This is a genomic window from Microbacterium sp. SLBN-111, assembly GCF_049739645.1.
Classification (GTDB): Bacteria; Actinomycetota; Actinomycetes; order Actinomycetales; family Microbacteriaceae; genus Microbacterium.
The window spans coordinates 1,374,177-1,386,968 of the sequence record NZ_JBMGQH010000001.1 but is presented as its reverse complement, the minus strand read 5'-3'; the positions used below and the strand labels follow the sequence as shown (position 1 = coordinate 1,386,968).

At 68.7% G+C, this 12,792-nt stretch carries 19 protein-coding genes; 6 read left to right on the top strand and 13 right to left on the bottom strand.

Translation table 11 applies throughout. From position 1 onward, the window contains the following. Positions 1-97: 97 nt before the first annotated feature. From RKD05_RS06520 to RKD05_RS06510, 3 genes are all read right to left on the bottom strand, one after another. Positions 98-1,114: a LacI family DNA-binding transcriptional regulator gene (locus RKD05_RS06520; protein ID WP_424708832.1), complete on the bottom strand. Its 1,017-nt coding sequence runs from the start codon at positions 1,112-1,114 to the stop codon at positions 98-100. A 115-nt stretch (positions 1,115-1,229) separates the two neighbouring features. Further along, a complete protein-coding gene (locus RKD05_RS06515) occupies positions 1,230-2,375 on the bottom strand; it encodes an epoxide hydrolase family protein (RefSeq protein ID WP_424708831.1) in 1,146 nt (381 codons plus the stop codon). Further along, the gene (locus tag RKD05_RS06510) at positions 2,372-2,815 is read right to left on the bottom strand and encodes a nuclear transport factor 2 family protein (RefSeq protein ID WP_424708829.1); all 444 of its coding nucleotides are present in this window, start codon (positions 2,813-2,815) and stop codon (positions 2,372-2,374) included. Before RKD05_RS06510 ends, RKD05_RS06515 begins: the two co-directional genes overlap by 4 nt. A gap of 48 nt (positions 2,816-2,863) precedes the next feature. On the opposite strand from RKD05_RS06510, the gene RKD05_RS06505 reads away from it, so the two are divergent. Together RKD05_RS06505 and RKD05_RS06500 are read left to right on the top strand one after the other, a co-directional pair. Next, positions 2,864-3,367 carry a MarR family winged helix-turn-helix transcriptional regulator gene (locus RKD05_RS06505; protein WP_424708827.1) on the top strand — a complete coding sequence of 168 codons (504 nt, stop codon included), beginning with the start codon at positions 2,864-2,866 and terminating at the stop codon, positions 3,365-3,367. A gap of 29 nt (positions 3,368-3,396) precedes the next feature. Next, positions 3,397-4,011: a hypothetical protein gene (locus RKD05_RS06500; protein ID WP_424708825.1), complete on the top strand. Its 615-nt coding sequence runs from the start codon at positions 3,397-3,399 to the stop codon at positions 4,009-4,011. A 23-nt stretch (positions 4,012-4,034) separates the two neighbouring features. Here RKD05_RS06500 and RKD05_RS06495 read toward each other — a convergent pair whose 3' ends face one another. Continuing rightward, positions 4,035-4,730, bottom strand: coding sequence for an alpha/beta fold hydrolase (locus tag RKD05_RS06495; RefSeq protein WP_424708824.1), 696 nt, complete (start codon positions 4,728-4,730; stop codon positions 4,035-4,037). 150 nt (positions 4,731-4,880) lie between these two features. On the opposite strand from RKD05_RS06495, the gene RKD05_RS06490 reads away from it, so the two are divergent. Further along, the gene (locus RKD05_RS06490) at positions 4,881-5,531 is read left to right on the top strand and encodes a GntR family transcriptional regulator (RefSeq protein ID WP_424708823.1); all 651 of its coding nucleotides are present in this window, start codon (positions 4,881-4,883) and stop codon (positions 5,529-5,531) included. Between the two features lie 2 nt (positions 5,532-5,533). Here RKD05_RS06490 and RKD05_RS06485 read toward each other — a convergent pair whose 3' ends face one another. The 3 genes from RKD05_RS06485 to RKD05_RS06475 form a co-directional block, all read right to left on the bottom strand. Continuing rightward, positions 5,534-6,004 (bottom strand): hypothetical protein, encoded by a 471-nt coding sequence (locus RKD05_RS06485; protein ID WP_424708822.1) that lies wholly within the window; start codon positions 6,002-6,004, stop codon positions 5,534-5,536. Beyond that, on the bottom strand, positions 6,001-6,123 hold the full coding sequence (locus RKD05_RS06480) for a hypothetical protein (protein WP_424708821.1): 123 nt from the start codon (positions 6,121-6,123) through the stop codon (positions 6,001-6,003). The genes RKD05_RS06485 and RKD05_RS06480 overlap by 4 nt, the downstream gene beginning before the upstream one ends. Before the next feature lie 236 nt (positions 6,124-6,359). After that, entirely contained in the window at positions 6,360-7,094 is a 735-nt protein-coding gene (locus RKD05_RS06475; protein WP_424708819.1) for a hypothetical protein, read from the bottom strand. Positions 7,095-7,332: 238 nt separating this feature from the next. On the opposite strand from RKD05_RS06475, the gene RKD05_RS06470 reads away from it, so the two are divergent. Next, on the top strand, positions 7,333-7,938 hold the full coding sequence (locus RKD05_RS06470; RefSeq protein WP_424708817.1) for a hypothetical protein: 606 nt from the start codon (positions 7,333-7,335) through the stop codon (positions 7,936-7,938). 36 nt (positions 7,939-7,974) lie between these two features. On the opposite strand, the gene pdxH is transcribed toward RKD05_RS06470, so the two are convergent. The 3 genes from pdxH to RKD05_RS06455 all read right to left on the bottom strand — a co-directional run bounded on the left by pdxH (position 7,975) and on the right by RKD05_RS06455 (position 9,677). Then, a complete protein-coding gene (gene pdxH, locus RKD05_RS06465; RefSeq protein WP_424708815.1) occupies positions 7,975-8,616 on the bottom strand; it encodes a pyridoxamine 5'-phosphate oxidase in 642 nt (213 codons plus the stop codon). A 96-nt stretch (positions 8,617-8,712) separates the two neighbouring features. Further along, positions 8,713-9,036 (bottom strand): DUF1778 domain-containing protein, encoded by a 324-nt coding sequence (locus RKD05_RS06460; RefSeq protein ID WP_424708814.1) that lies wholly within the window; start codon positions 9,034-9,036, stop codon positions 8,713-8,715. 44 nt (positions 9,037-9,080) lie between these two features. Next, positions 9,081-9,677 (bottom strand): GNAT family N-acetyltransferase, encoded by a 597-nt coding sequence (locus tag RKD05_RS06455; RefSeq protein ID WP_424708813.1) that lies wholly within the window; start codon positions 9,675-9,677, stop codon positions 9,081-9,083. Positions 9,678-9,896: 219 nt separating this feature from the next. On the opposite strand from RKD05_RS06455, the gene RKD05_RS06450 reads away from it, so the two are divergent. Next, positions 9,897-10,973: an alkene reductase gene (locus RKD05_RS06450; RefSeq protein WP_424708811.1), complete on the top strand. Its 1,077-nt coding sequence runs from the start codon at positions 9,897-9,899 to the stop codon at positions 10,971-10,973. 67 nt (positions 10,974-11,040) lie between these two features. Here RKD05_RS06450 and RKD05_RS06445 read toward each other — a convergent pair whose 3' ends face one another. The 3 genes from RKD05_RS06445 to RKD05_RS06435 all read right to left on the bottom strand — a co-directional run bounded on the left by RKD05_RS06445 (position 11,041) and on the right by RKD05_RS06435 (position 12,141). Then, positions 11,041-11,259, bottom strand: coding sequence for a hypothetical protein (locus tag RKD05_RS06445; RefSeq protein WP_424708810.1), 219 nt, complete (start codon positions 11,257-11,259; stop codon positions 11,041-11,043). Between the two features lie 103 nt (positions 11,260-11,362). Beyond that, entirely contained in the window at positions 11,363-11,671 is a 309-nt protein-coding gene (locus tag RKD05_RS06440) for a hypothetical protein (protein ID WP_424708808.1), read from the bottom strand. A 113-nt stretch (positions 11,672-11,784) separates the two neighbouring features. Next, entirely contained in the window at positions 11,785-12,141 is a 357-nt protein-coding gene (locus RKD05_RS06435) for a nuclear transport factor 2 family protein (protein ID WP_424708806.1), read from the bottom strand. A 113-nt stretch (positions 12,142-12,254) separates the two neighbouring features. On the opposite strand from RKD05_RS06435, the gene RKD05_RS06430 reads away from it, so the two are divergent. Further along, on the top strand, positions 12,255-12,785 hold the full coding sequence (locus RKD05_RS06430) for a MarR family winged helix-turn-helix transcriptional regulator (protein WP_424708804.1): 531 nt from the start codon (positions 12,255-12,257) through the stop codon (positions 12,783-12,785). Positions 12,786-12,792: the final 7 nt, after the last annotated feature.

Sequence of the window (12,792 nt, the reverse complement as noted above, 5' to 3'; positions counted from 1 at the left end):
TCCGCTAGCGGGGGCGGATGCTCTGTAGGTCTGCGATCGAAGATTGTCGAAGCGCTTCGATAATGGGCGAACAGAGCGAGATGTGGAATTGGGAGGGTCAGGCGGAAGGGGCCGCGGCGACGGAGCCGCGGTCGAGGTAGGTCGGTGGAATGAGATGGAGACCGGATGCCACGGGCCGACGGGCGATCAGCTCGATGGCGAGGTCGACCGCGAGCTCGCACGAGCTCTGCGGCACGAGAGGGATGGAGTCGACCGGCGTCGGCAGCGCGTCGGTGTCGAAGCTGCTGCCGACCGACACGATCGACACGTCGCCCGGCACGCTCTTGCCGAGCGCGGACAGCTCGACGAGCACGACCTGCAGCACCTCTTCCGGCGCGTGCAGGACGATCCCGGTCACGCCCGCGGCGACGAACTCGCGCACCGAGGCGCGCACGTGCGCGCGGTCGGTGACGACCTCACCGGATGCCACGGCCCGCGCGTTAATCCCTAGCTCGGTGGCGCGGTCCGTGACGGCCGACCGCACGCGGGGCGGGAAGTTCGACTTCTCGTACGCGCGCCGCGACCCGCCGATGAGCCCGATCTCGCGATGCCCGCTGTCGGCGAGCCGATCGACCGCGTCGATGGCCGCGCGCTCGAAGTCGAGGTCGACGCACACGAGGTCGTCGTGGTCGTTCGGGATGCCGACGAACAGCGTCGGCATGCCGCTGGAGCGCGCGATCTCCACGCGCGGGTCGTCGGGGGCGACGTCCAGCACGAGGATGGCATCCACGAGTCCGCTCGCCGCGACGCGCTTCATGCCGGCCGACGCGTCTTCGTCGGTGAGGAGGAGCATGTCGTAGTCCTTGCGGCGCGCGGCGACGGTCATCGCGTGCATGAACGCCATGTGACTCGGCGCGTGGCTGTCGGCGCGCAGCGGCTCGGACAGCGCGAAGATGTTCGTCTGGCTGCCGGCGAGCATGCGGGCACCGGCGTTCGGGCTGTACCCGAGCTCGTGCACCGCGGCCTGGATGCGGCGACGCGTCTCGGCCGACACCGGACGCTTGCCGCTCAGCGCATAGGAGACGGTGCTGATCGACACGCCCGCAGCGCGGGCGACCTCGTCGATCTTGGCCATAGCGACTCCTTCGTAGCTTCGTCGATGCGCTTCCGGGAAGCGCTTCGACGGCAAAGCTAGACCACGTTCGGCGTCGAGCGCAAGAGGTAAGTTGGCGCGGACAACAAACTCGGTGTCAGCGGTACGCCCGGAAGAAGTCCCGCAGCTCCGCCGCGTACTCGTCCGGCACCTCGCGCGGTGCGAAGTGCCCGCCCCGCCCGGCGACACGGAAGCTCTCGACCGCCGCGACGCGTTCCGCCCACGCGCGCGGCGGCGCGAGCAGGTCGCCCGGATACAGGGTGAAGCCCGACGGCTGCTCGACCTTGCGCAGCAGTTCCGTCGGCGGAATCGCCCCGTTCGCGCGGTACATCCGCACCGACGGACCCGAGCTGTTCATCACCCAGGTCGTGGTGAGCAGGGTCAGCATGGCATCCCGCGAGATACCGCCCAGCTCTCCCCCGCGCGGGTCGGTCCACGACTGCAGCTTCTCGACGATCCAGGCGGCGAGACCGGCCGGCGAATCCGACAGCGCCGCGGCGATCGTGGCGGGTTTCGTCCGGTGCATCGCCGCGTACGCCCCCTCCGCGGACGACCACGCCTGCACGGCAGCGAGGAACTCCCGCTCCTCGGGCGCGAGGGTGGCGGGGTCGCCCGTGAACACCGGGATGCCGACATCCATGCGATGCACGGCGATCACACGCTCGGGGTGGTTGAGCGCGACGAAACGCGCGACAGAGCTGCCGATGTCGCCGCCCGCCACGACGTAGCGCTCGTAGCCGAGGATCTGCATCAGCGAGGCGAACGCGTCGGCGACCGCCCTGGCATCCGGGGCCGGATCCGCCGCGGGCGAGAACCCGTAACCCGGCATCTCCGGCACGATGACGTCGAACGCATCGGCCGGGTCGCCGCCCGTCGCCTCCGGGTCAGCCAGCGTGTCGATCACGTCGGCATAGCGCCACGCCGAGTCCGGCCAGCCGTGGCAGAGCAGCAGCGCGGTGCGCGCGCCGACGCCCGTGCGATGGATGAAGCGCAGCCGTACCGAGGGCGACACCTCCGCCTCGAACCACGGGAAGCGCCGGATGCCGGCGAGCGCGGCCCCGAAGTCGAAACCGTCGCGCCAGTAGGTGAGCAGATCCGCGAGGTACTCGGCATCCATCCCCTCCGACCAGCCGGTGTCGGGCGGCGCGATGGGCGAGCGGGTGCGGGCGAGCCGCGCGCGGAGATCTTCGATGGCCGCCGGATCCCACGTCGGGACCCACGGCGAGGCGACGGGCTCGATCATGCGGCCACGGTATCGAAGGGTTCGTAGCAGTCGAAGGTCTCGTGCTCGACGATGAGTCCGTCGCGCACGACGAGGGTCGCGGCGACGTGGGCGACGAGTTCCTGGCCCGCCCGGAAAGGGCCGGCGTCGTGCGCGATGACACCCGTCCACGTCGCACGGACGGCGGCACGATCGCCCTGCACGAGAACGTCGTGCACGTCGAAGGTCTGCGCGCGGAGGAGCGCCTTGCCACGGTGGAATCCCTCGAGAGTCTGCGCGAGGTCGCGCCGGGCGCCCGAGCGGACGAGGGCATTCGGGTGCTCGATGACGGATACGTCGGACGCGAGCACGTGGCGCAGGTCATCCTCCGCCGATGACAGGTCGGACACGACGGCGTAGTAGCGACGGACGACGCTCTCGACGTCGGTGGGTGCAGTCTGAGTTGAAGATTCGGAGTTCATGGCGACATGATTACACAACCTCGGTTGTGAATTCCAGAAGGGATGCCAATGCCTCAGGGACCCGACCCGACGTCGGCCGCCGATCTCGACACGGCGACCCTGCTCTCGCTCGCCGGCACGGTCGCGAACGACGCCGTCCTGTCGGCGCTGCGCGCGCACGGCATCGATCTCCGCCCCGCGCACGGCTACGTCTTTCAACGCCTGCTCACCGGCGAACAGTCGATCACCGACCTGGCCGCCGACCTCGGGATGACACAGCAGGGCGCGTCGAAGCACGTCCTCGAGCTCGAGCGGATGGGCATGGTCACGCGGGTCGTCTCCCCCGACGACAGGCGCGCCCGCCACGTCCGCCTCACCGACGCGGGACACAAGGCGATCGCCGTTGCGCGCGACGCGCGCGGCGCCTTCGAGGAGCGTCTGCGTACCCTCTGGGGCGACGACCTGCTCCGCGCGACCCGCGACGCGCTCGTGGCGCTCCTCGACGATGAGGGCATTTCGGCGCAGATCGCCGGTCGCGAGATCCCCTGGAGCCGGCGCTCGAGCGGGGAGTGATTCCGCGGCACCCCTGGCAGACTGCCGGGATGAGCCGCCACACGATCCTGCTCGGCGTCGAGGGAGTGCTGCTCGTCGAGATCGACTCACCGGCGCGCGACTACGCCGCGATGAAAGAAGGTCGCGACTACGCGCCGCTCCCGGTTCCCGACGACGGCGCGGTGACCCCCGACGGCCGGTTCTTCTTCCGCGTCCCCATGGTCGATGGCATCCGCGAACTGGCCGCCGCGGGCGCCGACATCGTCTGGCACACCCGCCGCCTGACCGATCCCGACGCCTTGCGCGCCCTCGCGGAGCACCTCGGTCTTGCCGACACGGTCCGATTCCCGGATGCCACCGAGCTCCCCGCCGCCCCGACCACCGACCGCGTCGACGTGGGACCGAACGTGCTGTGGGAGCACTGGAAGGTGCGGGCGCTGGTCGAGCGCGCCCGCGATCTGCCCACGGGCGACGAGGTCGTGGTCGTCGACTCGACGCTCGACTTCACCGCCCACCGCATGCCCGAGGGAATCGCCCGCCGATCGGGACGGAAGGATGCCACTGGCATCGGCGGTGTGAAGACGATCGACGTCGTGGGGCTCGACGAACCGCGCCTGGACGCGCTGCGCGTATGGCTCGCCGGTGGGGCGGTGCCGCGGATCTGACGCGGCACGCGCCCCGGGGTGCGTCAGCGCGCGGCGTTCTGCGCGGCCGTCGCGATCACGTCGGCGACGGCCTCCGCCTGCGAGATGAACAGCGCGTGGCTGCCGGGAACGTTCGTGATCTCGGCCCCGATGCGGCGGGCCATGTGCTGCAGCATCGCCTGGTCGAAGGCCTTGTCCTCGGTGGCGATGACCGCCCAGCTGGGCTTGTCGCGCCACGCGGCGTTCGTCACGGCCTCGCCGAAGACCGACATGGCCACCGGCACCTGGCTGTCCGCCAGGAACGCGGCATCCTCCTCGCTCAGGTCGGCGGCGAAACCGGCGTGGAACGCGTCGCGGTTGAGGAAGCCGAAGCCGTCGTCGGCGACGTCGATGACGAACTCGGGGGTCGGCGCGAAGCCCTCGTACTGCTGACCCGACGACTCACCCGCGTCGGGGGCGATCGCCGAGACGTAGACGAGTCCCGCGACGTGGGGGTGGACGCCGGCCTCGGTGATGACGGTGCCGCCCCACGAGTGACCGACGAGGATCGCGGGCCCGTCCTGCTGGTCGAGGACGCGCGTGGTCGCGGCGACGTCGGCCTCGAGCGAGGTGAGCGGGTTCTGCACGATCGACACGCGGAAGCCGCGCGCGGTCAGCAGGTCGTAGACGCGCCGCCACCCCGATCCGTCGGCGAATGCGCCGTGGACGAGGACGACGTTGGTGATGTTCTGCTCGGTCATGGTTCTGCCTCTCTGCTGCGGCTCTGATGGAGCCGGGGTCGATGTCGACGTCTGCAACGTCTGCGATACGCAATATATTGCATATCCAGTGCGAGTCAACCACGACGCCCCCGATTTGATTCCCGCCCCGAGGCCGTCGCAATATATTGCATGCCGATTCCCCAGCAGGTTCCGGGCGTGGACCGCTCGCTCCTCCGCGACGACGTCTTTCGGCGCCTGCGAGACGCCATCGTCGACGGGACGTTCGAGCCCGGCGAGCAGTTGCGCGACGCCGAACTCGCGGAGTGGTTGGGCGTCAGCCGCACTCCGGTGCGGGAAGCACTGCTGCGTCTGGGCGCGTCAGGCCTGGTGATCGCGAAGCCCGGCCGCTCGACGACCGTCAGCACGATCGACGCGAAGGCCGTGCGCGACGCGCGCGACGTCGTCGCGGCTATGCATCTGCTCGCCGTCCAGGGCGCTGCGGTCGACGACGCCGGCATCGAGCGGATGCGCGACGCGAACAGGCGCTTCGCCGACGCTCTCGACGCGGGCGACATTCCGGCGGCGATGGATGCCGACGAGGCCTTCCATCGCATCCCGGTGGCGGCCCTCGGCAACACCGCGATCGAATCCGTGCTCGATCAGTTCGGTCCGGTCGTACGCCGCGCCGAACGCGTGCGCTTCATCGAGCACGGCCGCGAGTCGCTCGAACGTCACGAGCGGCTGATCGCCCTCCTCGCCGCCGGCGACACGGCCGGCGCATCGAACCTGACGTTCGACACGTGGCACACGCTCGTGGTCGACGACGGGGTCCCCGGCTGATCTCAGCGGAACCCGAGCGAGCGCAGCTCGTCTTCGCCTGACGTCGACGACCCGCCATCCGGACCGAACGCGACGAGCAAAGCCAGCGACGTAATCACCCCCGCCCCGACCGCGGCGAGCGCGCCGACGATCGGGTAGAGCACGAAGAGCAGCCAGTCGCCCGCCAGGCCGACCCCCACCCCGAACACCGTCCACCCCGCGACGGGAGAGATGGCGCTGGCCGCGATGACCCACCCCTTCCGGGCCGCCAGCGCTCGCCGGAACCACACGGTCCCCGCGATCACGAACACCGAAGTGATGCCCGCGATGGCCGCCCCACCACCCAGCGCCGCGGGGATCGAGGCGCCCCACACGTCAGGCGTGACGATGCCGTAGTACGTGGCGAGCGCGAGTGCGGCGGCGACGAACCCCGCGATCGCACCGCCCGCGACGGCCTTCCAGTAGCGCCGCGCGGAACCGCTGTTCGCGCTCACTCTGCCGAGCGGAAGTACCGCTGCAACGCGTCGCGCGTGGCGGGCGTGCGCCACAGAGCTGTGGCGGTGACGGCGAGCGACGCACCGCCGACGAGGACGAGGATGATGACGGGGGCCATGGCTGCTCCTGGGGGACGAGAGAGCGGATCCCTCCCCACTCTGCGCGATGGATGCCACGACGGCAAGGCGTCCCGGCGGACGAGGGTCGCGTCGAAGTGACTAGTCCCGCCCTGCGAGTGCGCCCACGAGCACGGCCCTGCAACGTCTGATAGCCCCGCGGCAGGGCATGATGCCGGGCACAGTGCAGCCCTGAGCCACCGGAGCTCCGTGGGCTGAGGCCCGCCGGGTCCACCGGTCACGCCTCGGTGGACTTCATGTGGCTTGGGTTGTAGCGGATTCGGGCACGAAAGTCGATTTCCGAAACATCAATGATTGTGAGCGTGGGAAGACGCACATCCCCCTGGTCCGAGGTCACGTACTTGTTTGGCGCGAGCCAAGCCACGCAGTCAGCGCCAGACCTCTCGAGAACAGACAAGAAAGCGTCGTCCGCGAAAAAGGCGTGAACCCTCAGTCGGTGCTCGGGCCCGAATGCGCCAAGTGTTTCGAGGTATGCGGTCGATTCGTCCAAGATCAAGAACGCCAGGTCGAAGTGGGGGTGCACCTCACGATAGGCGTTCACGCTCCGGGCATGTTTGTCCACTACGCGAGTAAAATGACGCAAGTATGCAACGAAGTTGTGATCTTGATCCGTTGGCAGCCCCGAATCAGCAATGGCTGCCAAAGTCGCGTTCGGGAACAACTCTGCAAGCCCCGCCTGTTCGACCTCCCTCAGCATGGCTGCCTCCCTAGCTCTCGTGGCATCCACTCTGTTTGAGCGAGCATGGTCATCGACGATCATCGCCTCAACCAGCAGTCGTCGTTGCAGATCCTCAAAGTCCGGGCGCTCGCGCTGCGCCAACGTGTGCCCACGTAACGAATCAAGGAGCCGCCGGGAAAGGTCGGTCTTTTTGGGGTAGAACCGCACCTCCCGCCCCACTTGAGAAGCCGCCAAATCGACAATCTCCCGCTCGTCTTTGTACTGGAGGCGCATGCTGGGCTCCTTAGTGGGCCATTACCGTTACAGGTGATAGAACGCGAGTAGCGCGCGACGGACAGGATCCAAGTATCGATACACCGACCGGGGTTCACCCTGCAACGAGGAGCCCAGACCCCGGTGGCTGCGGGCGCACTTTCGTCGACTCCGCCCGGCAAAGGGGCCAGGGGGTAATCTCGACGGGCTCGCCCACTCTGCGAAGCGGCCAGTACGCTGCCCCAGGGGGGAGCGAAGGATGACGTCTGTCACTGAACTGTTCGAAGTCGCGCAGGTCGCGCCCTCAGGGGTGGTGCGTTGGGGCGACCGCGTCCTCGAAACACGACCCGGCGTTTACGTTGTTTCGACCAGTGCCGAGGCCGACGAGACCGTGGGACTGGACGCGTGTCCGCTCGACCCGACGATGGTTCGCAACCTTCTGCGGGCGCGTCCCGAGGCAACAGTCCATGGCGAATCCGCCACTTCAGAGCGACTTTCGAAACGCCTCCGCCAGACGTGGCCCGCGCGCGAGCCTGTCGTCTACATCGGTCTAGCCGGCACGAGCGTTGCGAAGCGCGTGCAGCAGTTCTACGCGACGAAGCTCGGTGCCCGTGCTCCTCACGCGGGAGGATGGCCGGTCAAGATGCTGCGGGCAGAACACCTTTGGGTGCATTTCGGTGTGACAGATGACGTGGGTTCTGCCGAGTCCGCGATGATCGCGCGCTTCACCAAGAACCTCCCGATCGACGTCCGCGAAGGACTGATCGATCCACACAACCCGCTCCCCTTCGCGAATTTGACTGTCCCTCGAGGACGTCGAAAAGTACACGGACTCGCCGGGTTCAAGGCCGAGAGATCGAGGTAGGCGAGAGCACCCGGGATTCGAGCAAGAACGCCAGACTCACGGCTGCCGCCGCACCGCCGCCCAGCCGTCGCCGTCGCGCGTGAACACGATCCGGTCGTGCAGCCGCGACGGGCGGCCTTGCCAGAACTCGATCTCGCGCGGCTCGATCCGGTAGCCGCCCCAGTGCGGCGGCCGCGGCACCGGCGCTCCGTCCCCGAACCGCGCCTCGACGGCGGACATCTGCTCCTCGAGGGAGGCTCGGGATGCCACGGTCTCCGACTGGTGGCTCGCCCAGGCCGACAGCTGCGAACCGCGCGGACGCGAAGCGAAGTAGGCGTCATCGCGCTCGGCGGGCAACGGCGTCGCCGTGCCCAGCACGATGACCTGCCGCTGCAGCGCGTACCAGGGGAACAGCACCGACACCGCGGGGTTCCCGGCGAGCGCGCGCCCCTTCCGCGACTCGCGGTTCGTGAAGAACCACAGCGCGCCGTCGTCGTCGATCCCGCGCAGCAGCACGGTGCGCGAGGTCGGTGAGCCGGTGGCATCCACCGTCGAAACGACCATCGCGTTCGGCTCGGGCAGGTCGGCGGCGTCGGCCAGCCACCGCTGGAAGAGCGCGATCGGCGAGGCCGAGAGGGCCTCGTCGTCGAGCTCGGCGAGCGTGTAGTCGAGCCGGTGGGCGAGGGGGTTCTCGGTCATCGCGCGGTCCTTCGGTGGGGCTCGGGAGGCACCATCGTACGGCCGGGGCTATCCGAAGCGAGATCTCCGCGTCGCCAGTCTTCGCGCGGACCTTCCCTAATGAGCAGCGAGCGAGTCTGCGTGGGTCGTCGCAGCCGTTTCGCTTATGCCACCCCGCACCCGGCGGACGAGTTCCGCGAGCTGAGGCACCACCGTTGCTTCGCTATCGAGCGCCTTCTCGAGCTGCAGCACCGCGTGTGGGCTCAACCGAAGCACATGATCCTCGAGGAGAACGGCGCGCGCACGCTCCATCGCAGTACCCAACACGAAAGCGGAAAGGTCTTGCTGCTGCTTCGCCGCGGCAGCCCTCAACAGCTCGAGCGCCTCTGGCGAGATGCGCATGTTCAGGCGCTCAGAGCGACCGGTCTCTTGGATGTCCACGATGGGCCTCACGGGTTGTACTCACTTGGTATGTACAGACTGCGTCAGATCGAATCGAATGTCAACTTCAGGTTCTTCGTCGTGAGGAACAGATGCAGGTCGTCGTCCTCGAACGCCGTGAAGCCGAAACGGCGGTAGAAGGCGGACGCATCGTGATCGATGGCGTCGACCACGACGACCTCGAACCCGATCGAACGAGACACTTCGACAAGTCTGTGAAGTGCGTCGAACAGCAGGACGCTCCCTACGCCCCGCCCCTGGAACTGCTCCGACACAGCGAGGCGGGCGATGAGCATCGCCGGGACGGGGTACCGTCGCCGTCCGACCCCATAGACGGACGAGGCCTCGTCGAGATCGAGTTCGCAGGCTTTCGTGGCGTAGTACCCGACGAGTTCATCATCGTCCTCGAGCGCGAGGAACGTTCGCGTCGTGTCGTTGCGTTCGGACTGCCCCGCGTACCGCCGGATCCATTCGTCGAGGTCAGGCTTCCCGCACCCGAACTTGTCACGGTCGATGCCCCGCTTGAATGGAACTATCTCGATTGCCATCGAGCCCCCGTCTCGTTGATCTCCGTCGACGCACCCACGCCCAGGAGCCTCGGCGGGCTCCGCTTCGAAACACGGCGCGGGCCCCGACCCCACACCAGCTGGACGCGCGCCCGAGCCACCTCCACGATGTGCTCGCTTACGGAGCTCGGGCGTGGCTCGATCGTGCCATACGAGCGAAGACATCGCGCTCCGCTCAGCAGGGATTCGCGCCCGCGGGGATGCCTCGCGACGCGCCGGACCCCGTGGGGAATACCCACCGCCCGCCTCGAGTTGGCAACTGCCGGCCCCGTTCCCCCTCGAAAGGACACCCGCGTGAGCCTGTTCAGCCCCACCACCGTCGGCGCCGTCGACGTCCGCAACCGCGTCTCGCTCGCCCCGATGACCCGCCTGCGCGCGAGCGCCGACGGCGTTCCCGGACACCTCATCGCGACCTACTACGCGCAGCGCGCGAGCATCGGTCTGCTGGTGACCGAGGGCGTGTTCCCGAGCGCCGAGTCGAAGGCGTACCCCGGTCAGCCGGGCATCGTCACCGACGCGCAGGCGGCCGGGTGGGCGAAGGTGGCGGATGCCGTGCACGCCGAGGGCGGAGCGGTCTTCATGCAGCTCATGAACGGCGGGCGCGTCTCGCACACCGACATCACCGGCACCGACCGCATCGTCGCGCCCTCGGCGATCGCGATCGAGGGCGAGACCCGCCTGGCCGACGGCTCGAAGGTCGCCTACCCGGTGCCGCACGCGCTCGAGACCGAGGAGCTCGCGACCGTGCGTGACGAGTTCGTCGCCGCCGCCCGTCGGGCCGTGGATGCCGGTTTCGACGGCGTCGAGCTGCACTCGGCGAACGGCTACCTGCTGCACGAGTTCCTCTCCCCCGCGTCGAACCAGCGCACCGACGGCTACGGCGGTTCGGCCGACGCTCGCGCCCGCTTCGTCATCGAGGTCGCGCAGGCCGTGGCCGCCGAGATCGGCGCCGGTCGTGTCGGCATCCGGATCTCTCCCGCCCACAACATCCAGGACGTCTGGGAGAAGGATGACGCCGAGACCCGCGCCACCTACGCGGCGCTCATCGCCGGACTCGCGCCCCTGGGCCTCGCATACCTGAGCGTGCTGCACCACGACCCGACGAGCGAGCTGATCCAGGACCTCCGCCGCGCCTTCGGCGGCACGTTCATCGTGAACACGGGCTTCTCGCGCGTCACGACCCGCGACGAGGCCGTGCAGGCGATCGACGACGGCATCGCCGACCTGGTCGCCGTCGGACGCCCCGCGATCGCCAACCCCGACCTCGTCACGCGCTGGCAGCGCGGCGCCGACGAGAACGAGGTCGACCAGGCGTCGGTCTATGGCCCCGACGAGCGCGGATACACGGACTACCCGTTCCTCCAGGACTGAGACGCCAGCGGGGCCTCGCGCGGATGGTGGATGCCATCGGCGCGAGGCCCCGCTCACGGGCACAGGGTCAGTGACCGACCGGCTTCTGTCGTCGCGCCGCGCTGGTGAGCACCGTGGTGAGAATCAGGAACACGACGATCGTGATGGTCCCGGATGAGGATAGAGCGGCACTCATCGCCGTCCCCACCCCGACCAGGAAGCTGGCGACGACGAGTCCCACGCCGATCCCGAGGCCGAGGATGCCGAGCATCAGGCCGAGAGTCAGAAATCGGTTGTCGGCGAACATGTCACGTGCCTCCTCGCACCGACGAGGGAGTGTCGGTTCGGAAACCCTACGCCGAGGGCGGGAGTCGTGGAAGCGACGCCCTCGGGGCATGGATGCCGCCGCCTCAGTCACCCAGCACGATGGACATCAGCACCCCGGCGCCGGTGAGGACCACCGCCGAGAGGAGGAATGCCGTGACCCTCGTCGCCGACGCGAGCCGTGGCGTCCGCAGCGCGTCCCAGACGATCGCCAGGATCGCGAGAACGAGGACCACGAAGAACGCCGACACGAGCGTGATGCTCGCGGCATCCACGAGATGACCCGTGCCACGCAGCGTCCCCATCACCGAGAGCGCCCCGGAGAGCACGACAACCCAGGCCGCGGCGAGGATCGGCGGCAGGAACCAGACGCCGATCTTCACGAGCTTCCCCACAGCGCCCCCTCCTCGCGAACTCACACTCTGTCACGGACCCCACGGCTACATCGCCCTCGCACACGCGCAAAGGGCTGCGCCAGCCGACGCAGCCCCTCCCCCTCTCGCCCCGTTCAGACCGCCGACGGAGCGAAATCGAGCCGCTCGATCTTCCCGTCCTCGGAGAGGTGGAACTGGTACTCCAGCTCCGCCACGCCGCCGGGGAAGTCGCCCTCGAGACGGTAGGACGCCCCGACCATTCCGTCGACCTCGCGCGCCCCGAGGAAGGTCAGCGTGGTCGTGAAGAGATGAATGGACCCGTCGATCCAGCCGCGGATCTCGTCGAGACCGCGGAAGGTCTCGCCCTGGTCGGAGACGACGGCGTCGCCGGCGAACAGGGTGGCGACCTTGTCGGCATCCCCTCCCTGCCATCCGTCCACGAAGCCCTGGGCGGCGGCGGGAAGTTCGGTTTCTTGCAGCGTGGTGCTCATGGTGGTTCCTCTCGATGAAACTGTCTTGTGGGACAGTAACACCAACTCCTGTCCCTTAGGACATATTCCCGATGGTGTCCCAGACGACAGCAGGCGCTCGATACGATCGACCCATGGGCACTGATGCAGACCTCGACGCGTCGCGCCCGCGGCGCGCGAGCGACTTCCCGTACCGCTCCGAGCTGCTGGCCAACCTCAGCGCACTGATCCTGCTGTGGGACTCCCCCCGATTCCAGGGCGAGATCCTCGCCAGCAGCGGCGAGGCCATCGATCAGCCGGCCCACGCCACGCTCCGCCACCTGCTGGCCTGGGGGCCGATGCGCCCGTCCGCTCTCGCCGATGCGCTGGGAACGGGCGCGTCGTACGTCAGCAAGATCGTCCGGAAGCTCGAAGCCGACGGGTGGGTGGAGCGAACCACCGACCCCTCCGACGGGCGGGCGACGCTCATCGCCCTCACCCCGGCCGGAGAAGTCGCGGCACACGGCGTGTACGCGCTCGGCGACCGGATGATCGCCGAGGTCCTCGACGGGTGGTCGGCGGAGGACGTCCACGCCTACACCGCCCTGACGTCGAGATTCGTGAAGGATGCCATCGCCTCCAGCGAGCGGATGCGGGAGCGAGGCCTGCGCCCTCTCGACTCCTGAACCCCGA

Coding starts and splice junctions, on each gene's coding strand:
- RKD05_RS06520 (WP_424708832.1), bottom strand. CDS start 1,114: ATGGCCAAGATCGACGAGGTCGCCCGCGCTGCGGGCGTGTCGATCAGC.
- RKD05_RS06515 (WP_424708831.1), bottom strand. CDS start 2,375: ATGATCGAGCCCGTCGCCTCGCCGTGGGTCCCGACGTGGGATCCGGCG.
- RKD05_RS06510 (WP_424708829.1), bottom strand. CDS start 2,815: ATGAACTCCGAATCTTCAACTCAGACTGCACCCACCGACGTCGAGAGC.
- RKD05_RS06505 (WP_424708827.1), top strand. CDS start 2,864: ATGCCTCAGGGACCCGACCCGACGTCGGCCGCCGATCTCGACACGGCG.
- RKD05_RS06500 (WP_424708825.1), top strand. CDS start 3,397: ATGAGCCGCCACACGATCCTGCTCGGCGTCGAGGGAGTGCTGCTCGTC.
- RKD05_RS06495 (WP_424708824.1), bottom strand. CDS start 4,730: ATGACCGAGCAGAACATCACCAACGTCGTCCTCGTCCACGGCGCATTC.
- RKD05_RS06490 (WP_424708823.1), top strand. CDS start 4,881: ATGCCGATTCCCCAGCAGGTTCCGGGCGTGGACCGCTCGCTCCTCCGC.
- RKD05_RS06480 (WP_424708821.1), bottom strand. CDS start 6,123: ATGGCCCCCGTCATCATCCTCGTCCTCGTCGGCGGTGCGTCGCTCGCC.
- RKD05_RS06475 (WP_424708819.1), bottom strand. CDS start 7,094: ATGCGCCTCCAGTACAAAGACGAGCGGGAGATTGTCGATTTGGCGGCT.
- RKD05_RS06470 (WP_424708817.1), top strand. CDS start 7,333: ATGACGTCTGTCACTGAACTGTTCGAAGTCGCGCAGGTCGCGCCCTCA.
- pdxH (WP_424708815.1), bottom strand. CDS start 8,616: ATGACCGAGAACCCCCTCGCCCACCGGCTCGACTACACGCTCGCCGAG.
- RKD05_RS06445 (WP_424708810.1), bottom strand. CDS start 11,259: ATGTTCGCCGACAACCGATTTCTGACTCTCGGCCTGATGCTCGGCATC.
- RKD05_RS06435 (WP_424708806.1), bottom strand. CDS start 12,141: ATGAGCACCACGCTGCAAGAAACCGAACTTCCCGCCGCCGCCCAGGGC.
- RKD05_RS06430 (WP_424708804.1), top strand. CDS start 12,255: ATGGGCACTGATGCAGACCTCGACGCGTCGCGCCCGCGGCGCGCGAGC.